Origin of the sequence: Burkholderia pseudomultivorans (assembly GCF_902499075.1) — a bacterium.
Taxonomy (GTDB): Bacteria; Pseudomonadota; Gammaproteobacteria; order Burkholderiales; family Burkholderiaceae; genus Burkholderia; species Burkholderia pseudomultivorans.
On sequence record NZ_CABVPP010000010.1, the window covers coordinates 73,043 to 91,425 of the forward strand.

Consider the following 18,383-nt stretch of genomic DNA (forward strand, 5'->3'; position numbering starts at 1 on the left):
GACCGGCCCGCATGCGGGCCGTCGCCGCTTATGCGTAGGCCGGGCGCGTCTGGCCCGCGACGTCCTTCAGGTAGCGGTGCACCGACAGGTCGTCGGCCTGGATCGCCGGCTTCTTGCCCGAGATCAGATCTGCGAGCAGCTGGCCGGAGCCGCACGACATCGTCCAGCCGAGCGTGCCGTGGCCGGTGTTCAGGAACAGGTTCGACACCGGCGTGCGGCCGACGATCGGCGTGCCGTCCGGCGTCATCGGGCGCAGGCCGGTCCAGAACGTCGCCTTCGACGTGTCGCCGCCGCCCGGGAACAGGTCGTTCACGCACATTTCGAGCGTCTCCCGGCGTGCCGCGCGCAGGTTCTTGTCGAAGCCGACGATCTCCGCCATGCCGCCGACGCGGATCCGTTGGTCGAAGCGCGTGATCGCGATCTTGTAGGTCTCGTCGAGCACGGTCGACACCGGCGCGGCCGCCGCATCGACGATCGGCGCGGTGATCGAATAGCCCTTCAGCGGGTAGACGGGGATCTTCATCAGGTTCGCGACGAAGTTCGTCGAGTACGAGCCGAGCGCGACGACGTACGCGTCCGCGCGCACCGTCTCGCTGCCGCACTGCACGCCGGCGATCCTGCCGCCCGCGATCGCGAGTGCGTCGATCGGCGTGTTGTAGCGGAACTTGACGCCCAGCGATTCGGCGAGCGCCGCGAGGCGCGTCGTGAACAGCTGGCAGTCGCCCGTTTCGTCGCCCGGCAGGCGCAGGCCGCCCGTCAGCTTGTGCGACACGGCGGCGAGCGCCGGTTCGGCATTCTTCAGCTCGGCCGGCGACAGCAGTTCGAACGGCACGTTCGCTTCCCGCAGCACGGCGATGTCCTTCGCCGCGCCGTCGAGCTGCTGCTGCGTGCGGAACAGCTGCAGCGTGCCGCCCGTGCGGCCTTCGTACTGGATGCCGGTATCGGCGCGCAGCGCCTGCAGGCAGTCGCGGCTGTATTCGGCGAGTCGGACCATGCGGCCCTTGTTGACGGCATAGCGCTCGGCCGTGCAGTTGCGCAGCATCTGCCACATCCACTGAAGCTGGAAGCGCGTGCCGTCAAGGCGGATCGCGAGCGGCGCATGCTTTTCGAACATCCACTTGACAGCCTTCAGCGGCACACCGGGCGCGGCCCACGGCGCCGCATAGCCGGGCGAAATCTGACCGGCGTTCGCGAAGCTCGTCTCGAGTGCCGGGCCGGCTTCCCGGTCGATCACCGTGACTTCATGACCGGCGCGTGCGAGGTAATACGCGCTCGCCACGCCCACCACACCGCTGCCCAGAATGACGACTCGCATAGCTGCTCCAGATGGAAGGAATTAGGTCGAGGCCGGGCGCACCTGCGTCTCCGTGTAACCTCTATCTGATCTAGTTTTTTGCGCTATGGTATTGTCGAATGTGCAGGTTTTGTTATCGTATTTTTCAGGTTTTCAGCAGAAACAAATGAGAACGCAACGTCAGCCAGTACGCACGCTCGACAAGCTCGACCGGCGCATCCTCAAGCTGCTCCAGAACGACGGCCGGATGGCGATGAAGGACCTCGCGGAACAGGTCGGACTGACCGTCACGCCGTGCATCGAGCGCGTGCGGCGGATGGAGCGCGACGGCGTGATCACCGGCTATCACGCGCGCGTCGATCCGGCCCAGCTCGGCGCGGCGCTGCTCGTGTTCGTCGAGATCACGCTCGGCCACAAGGGCGGCAACATGTTCGAGCAGTTCCGCCGCGAAGTGATGAAGATCGACGAGGTGCTCGAATGCCATCTCGTGTCGGGCGATTTCGACTATCTGATCAAGGCGCGCATCGGCGAGATGGCCGACTACCGGAAGCTGCTCGGCGACATCCTGCTGCAGCTGCCCGGTGCCGTGCAGTCGAAGAGCTATGTGGTGATGGAGGAAATCAAGGAGACGCTGACGATCTCGGTCGGCGAATGAGCGCCTGACGGCGCACGGTTGGCCGCGTCGTCGGACCCCTTATCCCCCGCTTGGCATGCTGCGCCCAATACTGTATAAATATCCAGTATTGGGCGCAGGCGAACGGGTGGGCATATGGACGAGCGGTCCGACAACGAATTTCCGATAGCGCCGCCGGCACCCCGCAAGGGGCGCGGTGCGGTCGACAATCTGCAGGGGCGGTACGAGACGGCATTGCGCGAAACCGTCGACGACGGCTGGACGCACGAGTCGGACGATGCCGACCTGCCCGCGCCGCTGCGCACGCAGGTGTTCGAGGAGCGTGCGAAGAGCATCCTCACGCACAACCGGTCGCCGGACATTCCGTTCAGCGTGTCGCTCAATCCGTATCGCGGCTGCGAGCACGGCTGCATCTACTGTTTCGCGCGGCCGACGCACAGCTATCTCGGCCTGTCGCCGGGGCTCGATTTCGAAAGCCGGATCTATGCGAAGGTCAACGCGGCCGAACTGCTCGAGCGCGAGATTTCACGCAAGCGCTACGTGCCGGAGCCGATCGCGCTGGGCGTCAATACCGACGCGTACCAGCCGGTCGAGCGCGACCTGCGCATCACGCGCAGCGTGATCCAGGTGATGCACGATCGCGGGCTGCCGTTTGCGGCGATCACGAAATCGTCGCTGATCGAGCGCGATCTCGACCTGCTCGCGCCGATGGCCGAGCGCGGGCAGGTGATGGCCGCCGTCACGATCACGACGCTCGACGCGGATCTCGCGCGCACGCTGGAGCCGCGCGCGGCGACGCCGGCGCGGCGGCTGCGCACGATCCGCGCGCTGCGCGACGCGGGCGTGCCGGTCGGCGTAAGCATCGCGCCGATGATTCCGTTCGTCACCGAGCCCGATATGGAGCGTGTGCTCGAGGCGTGTGCGGAAGCCGGCGCGACGCATGCGAGCTACATCATCCTGCGGCTGCCGTGGGAGGTCGCGCCGTTGTTCAAGCACTGGCTGGCCGCGCATTTCCCCGATCGCGCGGAGCGCGTGATGAATCGCGTGCGCGACATGCGCGGCGGCAAGGACTACGACTCGGATTTCTCGAAGCGGATGAAGGGCGAGGGGATCTGGGCCGACCTGCTGAGGCAGCGCTTCCGTCAGGCGGTCAAGCGGCTCGGGTTGAACGAGCGCAACAACGGCATCCTCGACCTGTCGCAGTTTCGCGGCACATCGGCGAGTGTCGCGGCAGCGACGCGTGCCACGGTCAGGACGGCCGCCGCGAAGTCGCGCGACGACACGCAGTTGAGCCTGTTCTGAACGGCGCTGCGTGCGCCGCTGCACGCAGCGCTTATTGCGAAAGCTGCTTCGCCGCTTCGACCTGTGACTCGAAATATGTCTGGAACGACAGCGCGAGCGCGGTCATCAGCAGGAATGCGCCGATCAGCAGCGAGAAGATGACGATGAAGATCACCGTCCAGCCGGAGCGGCTGTGCTTGCCGGTGTCGGCATTGAACTGCGCATCCCATTTCTCGTCCGGGCGCAGCCCGTAGACGAGCGCGGCCAGGAATGCGGCGAGCAGCGAGATCGCGCCGGGCACTGCGAGCCACCAGCCGAGGCCGGCGCTGCGCTGGGTCGCCGCGAGCAGCAGGAAGCCGGGGATGCCGACCAGCGTCGCGAGCAGGTGCGCCCAGCCGTATACGTCCCGAAAGCCGTACAGATAGAAGCGGTGCGCGCCGAGCGAGCCGAGCAGGAACGCGAGGGCGGCGGTGAGCGTCTTGGAGCGGAAACGGCGGGAAGGGGCGGTGCTGCTGGACATGGATGGCGGCGTATTGTCGTTGGCATGGGCAGCCGGCGGGCCGGCGCGGGCGTGCGGCCCGGCACGCATTCTACGATGCCCGGTCGGGCCCGGTCACCCCTGGCCTGCGTCAAGGTGACGCATAGGTGACGCGGTAGATCGCGCCGGCGTAATCGTCGCTGATGAGCAGCGAGCCGTCCGGCAGCGGCAGCACGTCGGCGGGGCGCCCCCACACGGTGCCGTCGGCGCGCAGCCAGCCGGTGACGAACGGTGTCTGCCGGGCCTGGCTGCCGTCCGCGGACACCACCGCGCGCATCACGCGATAGCCGACCTTCGTGCTGCGGTTCCACGAGCCGTGCTCGGCGATGAACACGTTGTTGCGGTACGACGCGGGGAACATCGGCCCCGTATAGAAGCGCATCCCGAGCGCCGCGACGTGCGCGCCAAGCTTCAGCACGGGCGGCGCATAACGGCGGCACGCGTCGGCGCTGCCGAATTCGGGGTCGGGCGTGTCGCCGCCGTGACAATACGGAAAGCCGAAATCGAGGCCCGCGCGCGGCGCGCGATTCAGCTTGTCGTCGGGCACGTCGTCGCCCATCATGTCTCGGCCGTTATCGGTAAACCACAGCTCGCGCGAATCGGGATGCCATGCGAAGCCGACCGTATTGCGCACGCCGCGTGCGAAGACTTCGCGTCCGCTGCCGTCGGCGTTCATGCGGGCGATGATCGCGTAGCGGCTGCGATCGGCGAGGCAGACGTTGCACGGCGCGCCGGTCGGCACGTACAGCTTGCCGTCCGGACCGAACGCGATGAACTTCCAGCCGTGGTGGTGCTCGGTCGGCAGCGCGTCGGTCACGACCGCCGGCGCGGGCGGGTTGGCGAGACGGTCGTCGACATGGTCGATGCGCAGGATGCGCGATACCGCGGATATATAGAGCGCGCCGTCGCGGTACGCGACACCGACCGGCATGTCGAGCCCGGACGCGATCACGTGGCGGGCAGTGATCCGGCCCTCGTGCATCACGAGTGCGTGCACGCGGCCCTCGCGGGTGCCGACATACAGGATGCCGCGCGGCGACCAGGCCATTTCGCGCGCGCTAGGCACCGCATCGGTCAGCACGTCCACGTGAAAGCCGGGCGGTACGACGAGTTCGCCGACCGGCAGCGCCGCGGCGGCGCACGTCGCGGACGCGAGACAGGCAAGGCCGGCAAGCAGCCCCGCGAGGCGGTGCTGCGCGCGGCGCGGGAGGGCGGCGCGAAGAAGCGGCATGGCGGCGGGAAACGGTCGCGGACACGACGATTGTATGCCCGGCCGGCAGACCGCCCGCGGATTTTTTGCGCGTAAGTGTTTGTTGTACCTCCAGTTTCCAGCTATAATCGCGTGTTTCAGTAGTTTCGAACCCGGTTTTCCCGAAGGATTTCATATGGTTATCATCCGTCTGGCTCGCGGCGGCTCGAAGAAGCGCCCGTTCTACAACATCGTCGCTACCGATTCGCGCAACCGTCGTGACGGCCGCTTCATCGAGCGCGTCGGCTTCTACAACCCGGTCGCGACGAAGGGCGAAGCCCTGCGTATCGCCCAAGATCGCCTGACGTACTGGCAAGGTGTTGGCGCGCAACTGTCGCCGACCGTCCAGCGTCTCGTGAAGGAAGCGCAAAAGGCGCAGCCGGCTGCCTAACATGGCGCGGTGTGCCGGTCGTGCCGGCTGTGAGGTGTATTGATGTCGGATCACGATTCCGGTAACGCAAGGCGCGGGCGAGCGTCGTTCGGCGCATTCGTCCGCAAGCCGGTCGAGCGCGGCGATGCCGCGAGTGCCGGTGCGGCTGCCCGACAGGACAGTCTCGAAGCGGTGCAAACCCTCCCCGACGATGCCGTCGAGGTGGGGGCGGTGGTCGACGCCTACGGCCTGAAAGGCTGGCTCAAGGTGGCGGCTCACGCCGATGCCGGTCGCGGTGGCGACGCGCTGCTCAAGGCGCGCCGCTGGTGGCTGGAAAAGGGTGCGCAGCGGTTTTCCGCTCGCATCATGCAGTCGAAGACGCACGGCGACACGGTCGTCGCGCAACCCGCGGGCGTCAGCGACCGCGATGCCGCGCTGGCTTTGCGCGGCTTTCGCGTGTTCGTGCGCCGGGAAGATTTTCCGGCACTGGCCGCGGACGAATTCTACTGGGTCGACCTGATCGGTCTCGAGGTCGTCAACGAGCAATCGGTGGCGCTCGGCAAGGTGGCCGGGATGATCGACAACAGCGCGCATTCGATCATGCGCGTCGAGTATCCGTCGGTCGGCAAGGATGGGCGGCCCGTCACGGCCGAGCGGCTGATTCCGTTCGTCGGCGTATACGTGAAGACGGTGGACCAGGCGGCGCGACGCATTGTCGTCGACTGGGAAGCCGATTACTGAAATGAACCAGGCTACGGAGCGCGCGGTGCAGTTCGATGTCGTCTCGCTCTTTCCCGAAATGTTTCGTGCGCTGACCGACTGGGGTATCACCAGCCGGGCCGTCAAGCAGGAACGCTTCGGGCTGCGTACCTGGAATCCGCGTGATTTCACGACGGACAACTACCGCACGGTCGACGATCGTCCGTACGGCGGCGGTCCGGGCATGGTGATGCTGGCCAGGCCGCTCGAGGCCGCGATCGACGCCGCGAAAGCGGCGCAGGCGGAGCAGGGCATCGCGAGCACGCGCGTCGTGATGATGTCGCCGCAGGGCGCGCCGTTCACGCACGAACGTGCGGTGCGGATGGCGCAGGAACCCGGCGTCGTCGTGCTGTGCGGCCGCTACGAAGCGATCGACCAGCGCCTGCTCGATCGCTGCGTCGACGAGGAGATCAGTCTCGGCGATTTCGTGCTGTCGGGTGGCGAGTTGCCGGCGATGGCGATGATGGATGCCGTCGTGCGCCTGTTGCCCGGCGTGCTGAACGATGCGCAGTCGGCCGTTCAGGACAGCTTCGTCGACGGCCTGCTCGATTGTCCGCACTACACGCGTCCCGAGGAATACGAGGGCGTGCGCGTGCCGGACGTGCTGCTCGGCGGGCATCATGCCGAGATCGAGAAGTGGCGGCGCCAGGAAGCATTGAGGAATACGTGGCGGAAGCGGCCGGACCTGATCGTCCGGGCGCGCCGCGACAAGTTGCTGAGCCGTGCCGACGAGGCATGGCTTGCGAACCTCGCACGCGAAGCGAAGAACGCCTCCTGAGGCGGTGTCGCGGGCGGGAAATGGCGGTGCCGTGCATGCGTGTGCGGCGCCTGATGTGAACCCATCCTCTATCGGGGCCATGCCTGGAATCGGGCGGGCGCAAACGCCGACAAGATGGTTTTAGGAGTCAGTGATGAATCTGATTGCAAAGCTTGAGCAGGAAGAAATCGAGCGCGCGCTCGCAGGCAAGTCGATCCCCGAATTCGCCCCGGGCGACACGGTGATCGTGAACGTGAACGTGGTTGAAGGTAACCGCAAGCGCGTTCAGGCTTACGAAGGCGTCGTGATCGCGAAGCGCAACCGTGGTCTGAACTCGTCGTTCATCGTCCGCAAGATCTCGTCGGGCGAAGGCGTCGAGCGTACGTTCCAGACGTACTCGCCGCTGCTGGCGAGCATCGTCGTGAAGCGCCGCGGCGACGTGCGTCGCGCGAAGCTGTACTACCTGCGCGAGCGTTCGGGCAAGTCGGCTCGAATCAAGGAAAAGCTGGTGTCGAAGGATCGCACCGCAGCAGCTTCCCAAGAGTAAGAGCTGTAAGGAAAAAGCACCCACCCGGGTGCTTTTTTCATTCTGGCGCGACAATATCTCGATACGACACAAATCAGAGAGCTCCATTGACTCGCCGCCCCATCATCGATCCCGAAGTGCTGCCGGTCGAAGGCACCGGCGCCGGCCTGCCGGCCATCGCCCCCCATCTGATGACGCCGCCGGGCATGCGCGAGCGATTCGCGCGCACGCTCGAATGGAGCGTCGAGCCCGGCGAGGCCGCACTGCAGGCCGGCGTCGACCCGCGCAGCGCCGCCGTGCTCGTGCCGCTCGTCATGCGCGACACGGGGCTGACCGTGCTGCTGACCCAGCGCGCCGACCATCTGAACGACCACGCCGGGCAGATCAGCTTTCCCGGCGGCCGTCGCGAGCCGTTCGACCGCGATTCGACCGCAACCGCATTGCGCGAGGCGAAGGAGGAGATCGGGCTCGCCCACGAGCGCGTCGAGATCCTCGGCGCGCTGCCCGACTACCTGACAGGCACCGGCTTCTGCGTGACGCCGGTGGTCGGTCTCGTGCATCCGCCATTCACGGTGCAGGCCGATACGTTCGAAGTCGCCGAGATTTTCGAGGTGCCGCTCGCGTTCCTGATGAATCCCGCGAACCATCAGGTGCGCGTGTTTCGCTGGGAGGGCGGCGAGCGTCGTTTTTTTGCGATGCCTTATCCGAACGGCGAAGCGGGCGGCCATTACTTCATCTGGGGCGCAACTGCGGGCATGTTGCGCAATCTGTATCGCTTCTTGGCCGCCGGATGACGCGCCGCGGCAGTCCGCGCGTGCGGCCGGGCGCGCGGCGACCGCGTCGGCAGCCATACCGGGCTTACGCTGTGCTATCGTTATGCAAAAAATGACATAACTCCGAAGACGGCGCCACGCATGACTTTCTTTTCGGTTCTCCTCGCCCTCATCATTGAACAGGTCCGCGCGCTGTCGCCGAACAATCCGGTGTTCGCGCTGTTCCAGTTTCACGCGGAAACCGTCGCGCATGGCCTCGACGCCGGCAAGCAGAAGCACGGCATCCTCGCGTGGCTCGCGGTCGTGCTGCCGTGGGTGCTGGTCGTCGCGCTGATCTACTTCCTGCTGTACAAGGTGAGCTTCGTGCTCGCGTTCCTGTGGAACGTCGTCGTCGTGTACTTCACGCTCGGCTTCCGCCAGTTCAGCCACTACTTCACCGATATCCATCTCGCGCTCAACAACGACGACGTGCCGCGCGCGCGCGAAATCCTGCACGAATGGACGGGCATGGACACCGTCGACATGCCGGTCGGCGAGATCGTCCGCCACACGCTGATTCATGCGGTGGTCGCGTCGCACCGCCACGTGTTCGGCGTGTTCTTCTGGTACGTGCTGCCGATCGGCCCGGCCGGCGCCGTGCTGTACCGAATCTCCGAATATCTCGCGCGCAGCTGGTCGGTGCCGGGCGAAGACCGCACCGCCGCGTTTTCCACGTTCGCGCAGCGCGCGTTCTTCGTGATCGACTGGATTCCGTCGCGCCTGACCGCGCTCGGCTTCGCGATCGTCGGCAACTTCGAGGATGCGATCTATGCGTGGCGCAACCATACGCGCCAGTGGCCCGACCCGAACGACGGCGTGCTGCTCGCCGCCGGCAGCGGCGCGCTCGGTGCGCGTCTCGCGGGGCCGCTCGCGGAGCCGTCGAGCCTCGATGCGCTGGCGGTCGGCGACAGCGGCCCGCTGACGGTCGGCGACGATTGCACGCCGCGCACGCTGCAGTCGGCGGTCGGCCTCGTGTGGCGTGCGGTGATTCTGTGGATGATCCTGCTGCTGATGCTGACGCTCGCCGTGTGGGTGTCCTGACGCGAGTACGCCGACGTGCGACGCAAAAATGGCCGGCTCGATGCCGGCCATTTTGTTTTTTGCGGATCAGTCGTCGCGCGGATCGCGGATCGTGCCGCAATGCCAGCACGCGGTGAACTGCGCTTCCAGGACCTCGCCGCACTGCCGGCAGCGCCACGGCGCGGCGCCGGCCACCGGGCCGTGCGACGCGGCGTCGAGCAGGCGGCGGGCGAGCGCATCGTCGCGTTCGTCGTCGAGCCAGACCTCGGGTGCGCACGCATCGACCGGAATGCCGCCGAGCGCGCCCGTCGCATAGCGGTTGTGCAGCTCGCAGCCGATCCCGGCCGCCTCGAGCACGTTGGCCCAGTGCTGCGCGGTCGCAAGATCGGGTGCCTTGAAGCGCATCGCGGCTCCTGTCGGTAACGCTAATGGCCGGCGAGAACGGCCCGGCCCGCCGGTTCAACCCGCCGTCAACGCACGATCTGGCTGGCCTCGTGCACCAGCTGCGCATACAGCGCATGCCGCGACGGCGCGATGCGGCCGTCGGCGACCGCTTCGAGGATCGCGCAGCCCGGTTCGTGCAGATGATGGCAATTATAGAAACGGCAGTGCGCGAGCAGCGGCCGGAATTCCGGAAACGCACGCTCGAGCCGGCCTTCGGTCAGATGGTAGAGGCCGAACTCCTGGAAACCCGGCGAGTCGATCAGCGCGCCGTCGCTGTCGGGCAGCGGGTAGAGGCGCGTGAAGGTCGTCGTGTGCCGGCCGCTGTTCAGCGCGGCCGAGATTTCGCGCGTCGCGGCCTCGGCGTCCGGCACGAGCAGGTTCACCAGTGTCGACTTGCCCATCCCCGACTGGCCGAGCAGGATCGTCGAATGCCCGGCGAGGTGCGGCATCAGCTGCGCGCGTGCGTCGTCGGGCGCACCCTTCACCGACAGCTCGAGCACGTCGTAGCCGAGCGCGCGGTACGGTGCGAGACGCTCGCGCGCGACCGGCAGCGCGGCCTCGACGTCGATCTTGTTCAGCACGACGAGCGGCTTCAGCGCGTTCGCCTCGGCGGCGATCAGCGCGCGGCCGAGCAGGTCCTCGCTGAAATAGGGCTCGGTCGCGAGCACGATCAGCAGCTGGTCGAGGTTGGCCGCAAACAGCTTCGACTTGAACTGGTCGGAGCGATACAGCAGGTTGCGCCGCTCGCCGATCTCGACGATCACGCCCTGGTCGGCCGACGTGCGTTCGTAGACGACGCGGTCGCCGACCGCGATGTCGCTTTTCTTGCCGCGCGGAAAACACTGCAGCATCGGGCCGCCGTCGTCGGGGGCGACGATGTAGTGGCGGCCGTGCGCGGCGATCACGCGGCCTTCGACGCGTTCCGCGCCCGATGCGCGCGGGGCCGGCTTGCGGGAGGTCGGCCGGCTCATGCAGCGTGCTGCAGCAGGCGGTCGATCCGCTGCGACGCAGGCGGATGCGAGTAGTAGAAGGCCGTGTAGACGGGGTCGGGCGTCAGCGTCGACGCGTTGTCCTCGTACAGCTTCACGAGTGCGCTGACGAGATCCTGCGCGTCGGTCTGGCTGGCCGCAAACGCGTCGGCCTCGAACTCGTGCTTGCGCGAGGTCAGGCTGCCGACCGGCGTCGCGAAGAACAGGAACACCGGGATCGCGAGGAAGAACAGCACCAGCGCGGCGCCGGCGTTGCTCGTGTCGAGCGACGGTGCGACGCCGAGCCCCGTGTAGAACCACGTGCGCTGCGCGAGCCAGCCGAGCAGCGCGAGCAGCGCGAGGCTCAGCACGAACGACACGAGCATCCGCTTCATCACGTGGCGGCGCTTGAAATGGCCGAGTTCGTGCGCGAGCACGGCCTCGATTTCCTGGCCGGACAGGCGGGCGAGCAGCGTGTCGAAGAACACGATCCGCTTCGACGCGCCGAAGCCGGTGAAATACGCGTTGCCGTGCGCGGAGCGGCGGCTGCCGTCCATCACGAACAGTCCCTTCGCCGCGAAGCCGCAGCGCTTCATCAGCGATTCGATGCGCGCGCGCAGCGTGTCGTCCTTCAGCGGCTCGAACTTGTTGAAGAGCGGCGCGATGAAGGTCGGGTAGATCAGCAGCACGAGCATCTGGAACGCGACCCAGACGATCCAGGTCCACAGCCACCACAGGCTGCCGGCTTGGTTCATCAGCCACAGCACGACGAACAGCAGCGGCAGGCCGAGCGCGGCGCCGAGCAGCGTGTTCTTCAGCATGTCGGTGAAGAACAGCCGCTTCGACATCCGGTTGAAGCCGAAGCGCTGCTCGATCCCGAACTGGCGGTAGTACTCGAACGGCACGTCGATCGCGCTCATGATCACGAGCACGGCGGCGACCAGCGCGACCTGCTGCCCGTAGCCGCGGCCGAGCCAGCCGGTCAGCAGCCCGTCGAGCGCGCCGACGCCGCCGAGCAGCGTCAGGCCGACCAGCACGGCTGCGCTGACGACGATCTCGAGCATCGCCAGCCGCGTGCGCTCGACCGTATAGTCGGCTGCGCGCTGGTGTGCGGTAAGGGGGATGGTCGCGCTGAACTGTGCGGGCACGCTGTTGCGGTGCGCGGCGACGAAGCGGATCTGCCGGGAGGCCAGCCACAGCTTGGTGACGACCATCGCGAGCACGGCGAGCGCGAACAGCAGGGTGAACGAAAAGGGTGACATCGAGGGCGCCAAAGGGTTCTATGCGAGAATTATATGTTCTTGCGGACCGGGCTCGCTGATGCGATGCCGGCCGCCGGGGCGGCGCCGCGCGCCGTCCGCCATTTTCCAGGATGACTCATGACCGATACCGCCGCTTCCACCAGCCAGTCCGCGCTCGTGCGCAACGAGCTGAACCTCGTCTGGCTCGACATGGAGATGACGGGCCTCGACCCGGATAACGACCGCATCATCGAGATCGCGGTCGTCGTGACCAATTCGACGCTCGACATCGCCGTCGAAGGTCCGGTGTTCGCGATCCACCAGAGCGACGCGACGCTCGCGAAGATGGACGACTGGAACAAGTCGACGCACGGCCGCTCGGGCCTGATCGACCGCGTGCGCGCGTCGACCGTGACCGAGGCGGAAGCCGCCGCGCAGCTCCAGGCGTTCCTCATGCAGTACGTGTCGCCCGGCAAGTCGCCGATGTGCGGCAACTCGATCTGCCAGGACCGTCGCTTCATGGCGCGCTGGATGCCCGAGTTCGAGCGTTTCTTCCACTACCGCAACCTCGACGTCAGCACGCTCAAGGAGCTGTGCCGGCGCTGGCAGCCGGCGATCTACAAGGGCTTCCAGAAGCGCGCGATGCATACCGCGCTCGCGGACATCCACGAGTCGATCGACGAGCTGAAGTACTACCGCGAGCATTTCCTGATTCCGGCCGCTTCGACGCCCGCGTCGGCGGGCGAATCCGCGCCGGCCGCCTGAGCGGGCCGGCACGCGCTCAGCGCGGCGCGCGCTGCGCGCTTTTCGGCCGGAACGCCGCGACCACCGCGGCGTTCGTCTCGATATAGGGGCCGCCGATCAGGTCGATGCAGTAGGGCACCGCGGCGAAGATGCCGGGCACGGTCGACTTGCCGTCGGCATCGCGCAGCCCTTCGAGCGTTTCCCGGATCGACTTCGGCTGGCCCGGCAGGTTGATGATCAGCGCCGCGTGGTCGGCCGTCTCGCGGATCACCGCGACCTGCCGCGACAGGATCGCGGTCGGCACGAAATTCAGGCTGATCTGCCGCATCTGCTCGCCGAATCCCGGCATTTCCTTCGTCGCGACCGCGAGCGTCGCCTCGGGCGTCACGTCGCGGCGCGCGGGGCCGGTGCCGCCCGTCGTCAGCACGAGGTCGCAACCGGCGACGTCGACCAGCTCGGCGAGCGTGGCCGAGATCGTCGGCGCATCGTCCTGGATCAGCCGCGTCTCGGCGCGCCACGGCGAGGTGAGCGCGCCCGCCAGCCATTCCTGCAGCGCCGGGATGCCCTTGTCCTCGTAGACGCCGGTGCTCGCGCGGTCGCTGATCGACACGAGACCGACGACGAGCTCGTCCGGGTGGTTACGCTTCGTCGTCATCGTCGTCTCCGGCATCGTCGGATGCTTCGTCTTCCGTATCGGGTGCGCCGCTCGCGGTCTTGATCCACTGGAACAGCTCGCGGAAATAGCGCGGCGGCCGGCCTTGCTGCGCTTCCTTGCGCGCGTTGCGAATCAGCGTGCGGCCTTCCTGCACGTCGGCGTCCGGGTGCTGGCGGATGAATTCGGTCAGCGCGTCGTCATTTGCGAGCAGTTGCTCGCGCGTGCGCTCGATCCAGTGCAGACGGGCCGTCGCGGCCTTGTTCACGCCGCGCTGCGCGTCGAGCGCCGTGCGCAGCGCGGCCGTCTCGTCGTCGCTCAGCGAGCGCATCACGCGGCCGACATACTGGAGCTGGCGTCGCTTGCCTTCGTGATCGGTGATGCGGCGCGCCTCGCGAACGGCGTCCGCGAGATCTTCGGGCATCGGCATGCGCTTGAGCGCGTCTTTCGGCAGGTCGACGAGCGCCTGACCAAGTTCCTGCAGCGCGTGCATCTCGCGCTTGAGCTGGGATTTGCTGGGGCGATCGTAGCCGTTGTCGACGTCGTCGTCGGCATGCTCGATCGGCTGGATTCGGGTTTTGCGGTTCATGGGCGGCATTGTATCGCGGCCGGGACCCCCCAGCTTGTCTGTACGCGGCCCCGGACCTTGCTATGATCGCGGGATACGCAACATTTTGAACACGCGGGCAGCACGCCCGCCACCGGATATCACGACGATGGCAGCCAATCTCGACGTACAAGCGCGCTATTTCCCGCACACGCAGGACCAGCTCAAGGAAATCGCCTCGGACATCCTTCGCCATGCGAAGGCCCTCGGCGCGACGGACGCCGCGACCGAAATCTCCGAGGGCGACGGCCTGTCGGTGTCGGTGCGCCGCGGCGAGGTCGAGACGATCGAGCACAACCGCGACAAGATGGTCGGCGTGACCGTGTTCATCGGCAAGAAGCGCGGCAACGCGAGCACGTCGGACTTCTCGCCGGCCGCGATCAAGGACACCGTCGCCGCCGCCTACAACATCGCGCGCTTCACGGCCGAGGACGACGCGGCCGGCCTCGCCGAGGCCGAGCTGCTCGAAACCGATCCGCGCGACCTCGATCTCTATCATCCGTGGGCGCTGACGGCCGACGAGGCCGTCGAGATCGCGCGCCGCGCGGAAGACGCGGCATTCGCGGTCAGCCCGCAGATCCGCAACTCGGAAGGCGCAAGCGTGTCGGCGCAGCACTCGCAGTTCGTGCTCGCGACCTCGCGCGGCTTCCTGGCCGGCTATCCGTATTCGCGCCACTATGTCGCGTGCGCGCCGATCGCGGGCAGCGGCCGCCACATGCAGCGCGACGACTGGTATTCGTCGAAGCGCAACGCGCTCGATCTCGCGGCGCCCGAAGCGGTCGGCCGTTACGCAGCCGAACGTGCGCTCGCGCGGATGGGCGCGCGCCGCCTCGATACGCGCAAGGTGCCGGTGCTGTTCGAGGCGCCGCTCGCGGCCGGCCTGCTCGGCGCGTTCGTGCAGGCGGTCAGCGGCGGCGCGCTGTACCGCAAGACGTCGTTCCTCGTCGACAGCCTCGGCAAGCCGGTGTTCGCACCGCACGTCCAGATCGTCGAGGATCCGCACGTGCCGCGCGCGATGGGCAGCGCGCCGTTCGACGAGGAGGGCGTGCGCACGCGTGCGCGCAGCGTCGTCAAGGACGGCGTGGTCGAAGGCTACTTCCTGTCGACCTATTCCGCGCGCAAGCTCGGCACGCAGACGACCGGCAACGCCGGCGGCTCGCACAACCTCGCGCTGCGCAGCGCGAACACGCAGCCGGGCGACGATTTCGACGCGATGCTGAAGAAGCTCGGCACGGGCCTGCTGCTGACCGAACTGATGGGACAGGGCGTGAACTACGTAACGGGCGACTATTCGCGCGGCGCGGCCGGCTTCTGGGTCGAGAACGGCGTGATCCAATATCCGGTCGAGGAGATCACCGTGGCCAGCACGCTGCAGGAGATGTTCCGGCACATCGTCGCGATCGGCGCGGATTCGATCGTGCGCGGCACGAAGGAAACGGGCTCGGTGCTGATCGAGCAGATGACGATCGCCGGGCAGTAAGCGGCGCGCGATGTCCGCCCGCGCGACAGCGGGCGCGGCATCGGTTCCGGAAAAAAGAAGCCCGACCGGCGCGCATGAGCCGGTCGGGCTTTTCGTTGCGCGTCGAGTGCGTCAGCCGTGCTTGCGCGTATAGACGACGAACGCATAGCCGAACGTGTTCGGCGCGGCGGCCTGGTGCGCGTCGCGCGACACTTCCTGCCAGTGCGCGGGATCGGGCGCAGGGAACGATGCATCGCCGTCGAAGTCCGCGTCGATCTCGGTGACGATCAGCTTGTCCGCGAGCGCGAGGCCTTCCGTATAGAGCTGCGCGCCGCCGATCAGGAAGGCCTCGGCGACGCCGTCGCGCGCCGCGAGCGCCAGCGCATCGGCCAGCGACGTGACGGTGTCGCAGCCGTCGAAGCGGCGCGATGCATCGCGCGTGACCACGATGTTGCGGCGGCCCGGCAGCGGCCGCCCGATCGATTCGTGGGTCTTGCGGCCCATCACGATCGGTGCGCCCATCGTCGTGCGTTTGAAGAACGCGAGATCTTCGGGAAGTTTCCAGGGCAACTGGTTGTCGCGGCCGATGATGCCGTTGCGGGCACGCGCGACGATCAGGGTCAACGTCGTCATGAAGGTCGGGAAAGAGGAGAGCCGGAATGGCGCCGATTCTACCGGAACGGCGACGCGTGCCGGGCATTGCCGCCGGTCGTCGCGACGACGACCGGCCGAAGAAAAAAAGTGCCCGCCGGGGGACGGGGCACCAAACCGTTTCGGATGACAGAGCGATCGATGGGTCCCGTGCGGGCCACATCGATTCAGTCTGTAATCCTGATCGAATGGGGGTTCATTGACGCGTGCCGTTCTCCGCGTTTCCCTGCATCGCGTGCTGCACGTCGGACGGTTGCGGGATCGGTACGGGGGCCGGCAGCGGCATCGGCGGCGTGATTTCGTCCCACAGCGTCACCGAGGTCTTGCCGGGCGGCAGCGCGCGCGGCGCCGACACGGTCACGATGCCGAATCCGTCGCGTTGCTCGATGCCCGACATGTCGTCTGCGCGCGCCGATGCAGGCGAACCGGCCGCCGCGAGCGCAATCGCGATCGACACGAAAGAAAGTAGAGAATGTTTTCGCATGGTCGCCTCTCCGATGCTTCCGTTATCAGCGAAATGCATGCCATCGGGGCGCGAGCGTTGTCGCGGCTGCGATTCGCGCAAGCGCGTTGTGAATCGCGCTGGAAAACGCCGGAAAATGTTTCAGGCATGAAACGACAGGGCTCGGGAATACTGCTGATTCAACGGCCACGCTTCAAGGATGAAAATCGTCGCGTGTGTCGAGGCAGGGCAGCGACGCTGCGCGCGTGCTATGTGCAGACGATTGACATGCATCGACCTCCTGAGCGATCACTCGCCGCACGCGCTGAAACGGGTTTGTCTTGTTCGGCGTTTATAACTGAAGCTGCCTTCACCAGAAGAACAACTGGACGCGAGATAAGCGCCACCATGCGAGGCTTGTCATTGCCGAGCACCACCGGGACGAACCGGGCTGACCCGATCCGATCCTTTTCGCACGCGATCTTGCGTGCGCGGCAATCGTTAGACGGTTGATGAACGGGGTGAGCATATGGGAGCCGATCAGCGGCATGTGATCTATTACTCGCGCGAACCGAACGACGCGTTGCGCGGCCATTTCGACGATTGCGGCTGGAGCGTCGATCTCGCAGAGACGGTGCGCGATGTGCGGCGGGCTGTGCAGCAGGGCGTTGCGACCGCCGGACTTCTCGATTTTTCACCGGGCTTCAGGCCTTCCGATCTGCGCGAACTGGAAGCCTGTCTGAGCATCCAGCATATCGGCTGGATCGCCGCGACGCAGCGCGGCCAGTTGCAGGATGCAACGCTGCGCCACCTGATTCGCGACTACTGCTTCGATTACGTGACGATGCCGTACGAGACTTCGCGCATCGTCGAGACCGTCGGCCATGCGCACGGGATGGTCGCGCTGACCGAGCAGGTCGCGCCGCCGGCGGGCACCGCTGCCGGGCGCGGCGAAGGCGAGATGGTCGGCACCTGCGAGGCGATGCTCGCGCTGTTCAGAACGATCCGCCGTGTTGCGACGACCGATGCGCCGGTCTTCATTTCCGGCGAGTCGGGCACGGGCAAGGAGCTGACGGCCGTCGCGATTCACGAGCGTTCGTCGCGCGCGCAGGCGCCGTTCGTCGCGATCAACTGCGGTGCGATTCCGCCGACGCTGCTGCAGGCCGAACTGTTCGGCTACGAGCGCGGCGCATTCACCGGCGCGAACCAGCGCAAGGTCGGGCGCGTCGAGGCTGCCAACGGCGGCACGCTGTTTCTCGACGAAATCGGCGACCTGCCGCTCGAGAGCCAGGCGAGCCTGTTGCGTTTCCTGCGGGAAGGCAAGATCGAGCGGCTCGGCGCGCATGTGTCGGTGCCGGTCGACGTGCGTGTGATCTGCGCGACGCACGTGGACATGGAAAGCGCGCTGCGCGAAGGGCGCTTCCGCGAGGACCTGTTTCACCGGCTGTGCGTGCTGAAGATCGAGGAGCCGCCGCTGCGCGCGCGCGGCAAGGACATCGAGGTGCTCGCGCGCCACATGCTCGAGCGCTTCAAGGGCGATGCGCATCGCCGGCTGCGCGGCTTTTCGCCGGATGCGGTCGCGGCACTGTACGGCTACTCGTGGCCGGGCAACGTGCGCGAGCTGATCAATCGCGTGCGGCGCGCGATCGTGATGTCGGAGGGCCGGATGATCACCGCGGCGGATCTCGAACTGAACGACTACGCGACGCTCGCGCCCGTGTCGCTCGTCGAGGCGCGCGAGGCGGCCGAGCGACAGGCGATCGAGCAGGCATTGCTGCGTCATCGCGGCCGCTTTGCCGACGCGGCGCGCGAACTCGGCGTGTCGCGCGTCACGCTGTACCGGCTGATGTGCACGCACGGCATGCGCGATCGCGGCGACACGCTCGCAGGGTTTTCGCCGCCGTTGCCGGAGCATCCTCGCCACGCTTGCTAAAA

General features: G+C 67.0%; 21 protein-coding genes. 11 read left to right on the forward strand and 10 right to left on the reverse strand.

The features are described 5' to 3' along the window. Positions 1-28 precede the first annotated feature (28 nt). Positions 29-1,315: a D-amino acid dehydrogenase gene (locus BST28156_RS09945; protein ID WP_174902105.1), complete on the reverse strand. Its 1,287-nt coding sequence runs from the start codon at positions 1,313-1,315 to the stop codon at positions 29-31. A 145-nt stretch (positions 1,316-1,460) separates the two neighbouring features. Here BST28156_RS09945 and BST28156_RS09950 point away from each other — a divergent pair, with 145 nt between their 5' ends. Both BST28156_RS09950 and BST28156_RS09955 read left to right on the forward strand, forming a co-directional pair. Further along, on the forward strand, positions 1,461-1,949 hold the full coding sequence (locus tag BST28156_RS09950; RefSeq protein WP_009691452.1) for an Lrp/AsnC ligand binding domain-containing protein: 489 nt from the start codon (positions 1,461-1,463) through the stop codon (positions 1,947-1,949). A gap of 114 nt (positions 1,950-2,063) precedes the next feature. Next, positions 2,064-3,230 carry a PA0069 family radical SAM protein gene (locus BST28156_RS09955; RefSeq protein WP_174902106.1) on the forward strand — a complete coding sequence of 389 codons (1,167 nt, stop codon included), beginning with the start codon at positions 2,064-2,066 and terminating at the stop codon, positions 3,228-3,230. Between the two features lie 31 nt (positions 3,231-3,261). On the opposite strand, the gene BST28156_RS09960 is transcribed toward BST28156_RS09955, so the two are convergent. Continuing rightward, positions 3,262-3,729 (reverse strand): NINE protein, encoded by a 468-nt coding sequence (locus tag BST28156_RS09960; RefSeq protein WP_009691455.1) that lies wholly within the window; start codon positions 3,727-3,729, stop codon positions 3,262-3,264. 109 nt (positions 3,730-3,838) lie between these two features. Next, on the reverse strand, positions 3,839-4,978 hold the full coding sequence (locus BST28156_RS09965) for a PQQ-dependent sugar dehydrogenase (protein ID WP_174902107.1): 1,140 nt from the start codon (positions 4,976-4,978) through the stop codon (positions 3,839-3,841). Positions 4,979-5,132: 154 nt separating this feature from the next. On the opposite strand from BST28156_RS09965, the gene rpsP reads away from it, so the two are divergent. The 6 genes from rpsP (at position 5,133) to BST28156_RS09995 (ending at position 9,261) form a co-directional block, all read left to right on the forward strand. Continuing rightward, positions 5,133-5,387: a 30S ribosomal protein S16 gene (rpsP, locus tag BST28156_RS09970; RefSeq protein ID WP_006400702.1), complete on the forward strand. Its 255-nt coding sequence runs from the start codon at positions 5,133-5,135 to the stop codon at positions 5,385-5,387. A gap of 42 nt (positions 5,388-5,429) precedes the next feature. After that, entirely contained in the window at positions 5,430-6,107 is a 678-nt protein-coding gene (gene rimM, locus BST28156_RS09975) for a ribosome maturation factor RimM (RefSeq protein ID WP_060241438.1), read from the forward strand. A gap of 1 nt (position 6,108) precedes the next feature. Beyond that, complete coding sequence (trmD, locus tag BST28156_RS09980; protein WP_060241439.1) at positions 6,109-6,903, forward strand: tRNA (guanosine(37)-N1)-methyltransferase TrmD; 795 nt, start codon at positions 6,109-6,111, stop codon at positions 6,901-6,903. A gap of 133 nt (positions 6,904-7,036) precedes the next feature. Further along, positions 7,037-7,429, forward strand: a complete 393-nt coding sequence (rplS, locus tag BST28156_RS09985; RefSeq protein WP_040126915.1) for a 50S ribosomal protein L19 — start codon at positions 7,037-7,039, stop codon at positions 7,427-7,429. Positions 7,430-7,515: 86 nt separating this feature from the next. Then, the gene (locus BST28156_RS09990; protein ID WP_174902108.1) at positions 7,516-8,202 is read left to right on the forward strand and encodes a CoA pyrophosphatase; all 687 of its coding nucleotides are present in this window, start codon (positions 7,516-7,518) and stop codon (positions 8,200-8,202) included. Between the two features lie 120 nt (positions 8,203-8,322). After that, the gene (locus BST28156_RS09995) at positions 8,323-9,261 is read left to right on the forward strand and encodes a CobD/CbiB family protein (protein ID WP_174902109.1); all 939 of its coding nucleotides are present in this window, start codon (positions 8,323-8,325) and stop codon (positions 9,259-9,261) included. 66 nt (positions 9,262-9,327) lie between these two features. Here BST28156_RS09995 and BST28156_RS10000 read toward each other — a convergent pair whose 3' ends face one another. The 3 genes from BST28156_RS10000 to BST28156_RS10010 form a co-directional block, all read right to left on the reverse strand. Further along, on the reverse strand, positions 9,328-9,645 hold the full coding sequence (locus tag BST28156_RS10000) for a putative signal transducing protein (protein ID WP_174902110.1): 318 nt from the start codon (positions 9,643-9,645) through the stop codon (positions 9,328-9,330). Between the two features lie 65 nt (positions 9,646-9,710). Continuing rightward, complete coding sequence (rsgA, locus tag BST28156_RS10005) at positions 9,711-10,655, reverse strand: ribosome small subunit-dependent GTPase A (RefSeq protein WP_060241441.1); 945 nt, start codon at positions 10,653-10,655, stop codon at positions 9,711-9,713. Next, the gene (locus BST28156_RS10010; protein ID WP_174902111.1) at positions 10,652-11,914 is read right to left on the reverse strand and encodes a M48 family metallopeptidase; all 1,263 of its coding nucleotides are present in this window, start codon (positions 11,912-11,914) and stop codon (positions 10,652-10,654) included. Before BST28156_RS10010 ends, rsgA begins: the two co-directional genes overlap by 4 nt. Positions 11,915-12,031: 117 nt before the next feature. Between BST28156_RS10010 and orn the strand changes: the two genes are divergently transcribed. Beyond that, positions 12,032-12,658, forward strand: a complete 627-nt coding sequence (gene orn / locus BST28156_RS10015) for an oligoribonuclease (protein ID WP_174902112.1) — start codon at positions 12,032-12,034, stop codon at positions 12,656-12,658. Positions 12,659-12,674: 16 nt separating this feature from the next. On the opposite strand, the gene mog is transcribed toward orn, so the two are convergent. Both mog and yjgA read right to left on the reverse strand, forming a co-directional pair. Continuing rightward, positions 12,675-13,292 (reverse strand): molybdopterin adenylyltransferase, encoded by a 618-nt coding sequence (mog, locus tag BST28156_RS10020; protein ID WP_009691468.1) that lies wholly within the window; start codon positions 13,290-13,292, stop codon positions 12,675-12,677. Then, the gene (yjgA, locus tag BST28156_RS10025) at positions 13,276-13,878 is read right to left on the reverse strand and encodes a ribosome biogenesis factor YjgA (protein WP_009691469.1); all 603 of its coding nucleotides are present in this window, start codon (positions 13,876-13,878) and stop codon (positions 13,276-13,278) included. Before yjgA ends, mog begins: the two co-directional genes overlap by 17 nt. A gap of 127 nt (positions 13,879-14,005) precedes the next feature. Between yjgA and pmbA the strand changes: the two genes are divergently transcribed. Continuing rightward, positions 14,006-15,376, forward strand: coding sequence for a metalloprotease PmbA (gene pmbA, locus BST28156_RS10030; protein WP_060241444.1), 1,371 nt, complete (start codon positions 14,006-14,008; stop codon positions 15,374-15,376). A 111-nt stretch (positions 15,377-15,487) separates the two neighbouring features. Here the strand turns inward: pmbA and BST28156_RS10035 are convergent, their stop codons facing one another. Both BST28156_RS10035 and BST28156_RS10040 read right to left on the reverse strand, forming a co-directional pair. Next, the gene (locus tag BST28156_RS10035; RefSeq protein WP_040126923.1) at positions 15,488-15,988 is read right to left on the reverse strand and encodes a dihydrofolate reductase; all 501 of its coding nucleotides are present in this window, start codon (positions 15,986-15,988) and stop codon (positions 15,488-15,490) included. Positions 15,989-16,202: 214 nt separating this feature from the next. Beyond that, positions 16,203-16,490 (reverse strand): hypothetical protein, encoded by a 288-nt coding sequence (locus tag BST28156_RS10040; protein ID WP_174902113.1) that lies wholly within the window; start codon positions 16,488-16,490, stop codon positions 16,203-16,205. Between the two features lie 487 nt (positions 16,491-16,977). On the opposite strand from BST28156_RS10040, the gene BST28156_RS10045 reads away from it, so the two are divergent. After that, entirely contained in the window at positions 16,978-18,381 is a 1,404-nt protein-coding gene (locus tag BST28156_RS10045) for a sigma-54 dependent transcriptional regulator (RefSeq protein ID WP_174902114.1), read from the forward strand. The last annotated feature ends 2 nt before the right edge of the window (positions 18,382-18,383 follow it).

Bases quoted from the DNA above. Each gene is read 5' to 3' on its own strand.
- BST28156_RS09945 (WP_174902105.1), bottom strand. From the start codon at position 1,315: ATGCGAGTCGTCATTCTGGGCAGCGGTGTGGTGGGCGTGGCGAGCGCG.
- BST28156_RS09950 (WP_009691452.1), top strand. From the start codon at position 1,461: ATGAGAACGCAACGTCAGCCAGTACGCACGCTCGACAAGCTCGACCGG.
- BST28156_RS09955 (WP_174902106.1), top strand. From the start codon at position 2,064: ATGGACGAGCGGTCCGACAACGAATTTCCGATAGCGCCGCCGGCACCC.
- BST28156_RS09960 (WP_009691455.1), bottom strand. From the start codon at position 3,729: ATGTCCAGCAGCACCGCCCCTTCCCGCCGTTTCCGCTCCAAGACGCTC.
- BST28156_RS09965 (WP_174902107.1), bottom strand. From the start codon at position 4,978: ATGCCGCTTCTTCGCGCCGCCCTCCCGCGCCGCGCGCAGCACCGCCTC.
- rpsP (WP_006400702.1), top strand. From the start codon at position 5,133: ATGGTTATCATCCGTCTGGCTCGCGGCGGCTCGAAGAAGCGCCCGTTC.
- rimM (WP_060241438.1), top strand. From the start codon at position 5,430: ATGTCGGATCACGATTCCGGTAACGCAAGGCGCGGGCGAGCGTCGTTC.
- trmD (WP_060241439.1), top strand. From the start codon at position 6,109: ATGAACCAGGCTACGGAGCGCGCGGTGCAGTTCGATGTCGTCTCGCTC.
- rplS (WP_040126915.1), top strand. From the start codon at position 7,037: ATGAATCTGATTGCAAAGCTTGAGCAGGAAGAAATCGAGCGCGCGCTC.
- BST28156_RS09995 (WP_174902109.1), top strand. From the start codon at position 8,323: ATGACTTTCTTTTCGGTTCTCCTCGCCCTCATCATTGAACAGGTCCGC.
- BST28156_RS10000 (WP_174902110.1), bottom strand. From the start codon at position 9,645: ATGCGCTTCAAGGCACCCGATCTTGCGACCGCGCAGCACTGGGCCAAC.
- rsgA (WP_060241441.1), bottom strand. From the start codon at position 10,655: ATGAGCCGGCCGACCTCCCGCAAGCCGGCCCCGCGCGCATCGGGCGCG.
- BST28156_RS10010 (WP_174902111.1), bottom strand. From the start codon at position 11,914: ATGTCACCCTTTTCGTTCACCCTGCTGTTCGCGCTCGCCGTGCTCGCG.
- orn (WP_174902112.1), top strand. From the start codon at position 12,032: ATGACCGATACCGCCGCTTCCACCAGCCAGTCCGCGCTCGTGCGCAAC.
- mog (WP_009691468.1), bottom strand. From the start codon at position 13,292: ATGACGACGAAGCGTAACCACCCGGACGAGCTCGTCGTCGGTCTCGTG.
- yjgA (WP_009691469.1), bottom strand. From the start codon at position 13,878: ATGAACCGCAAAACCCGAATCCAGCCGATCGAGCATGCCGACGACGAC.
- pmbA (WP_060241444.1), top strand. From the start codon at position 14,006: ATGGCAGCCAATCTCGACGTACAAGCGCGCTATTTCCCGCACACGCAG.
- BST28156_RS10035 (WP_040126923.1), bottom strand. From the start codon at position 15,988: ATGACGACGTTGACCCTGATCGTCGCGCGTGCCCGCAACGGCATCATC.
- BST28156_RS10040 (WP_174902113.1), bottom strand. From the start codon at position 16,490: ATGCGAAAACATTCTCTACTTTCTTTCGTGTCGATCGCGATTGCGCTC.
- BST28156_RS10045 (WP_174902114.1), top strand. From the start codon at position 16,978: ATGGGAGCCGATCAGCGGCATGTGATCTATTACTCGCGCGAACCGAAC.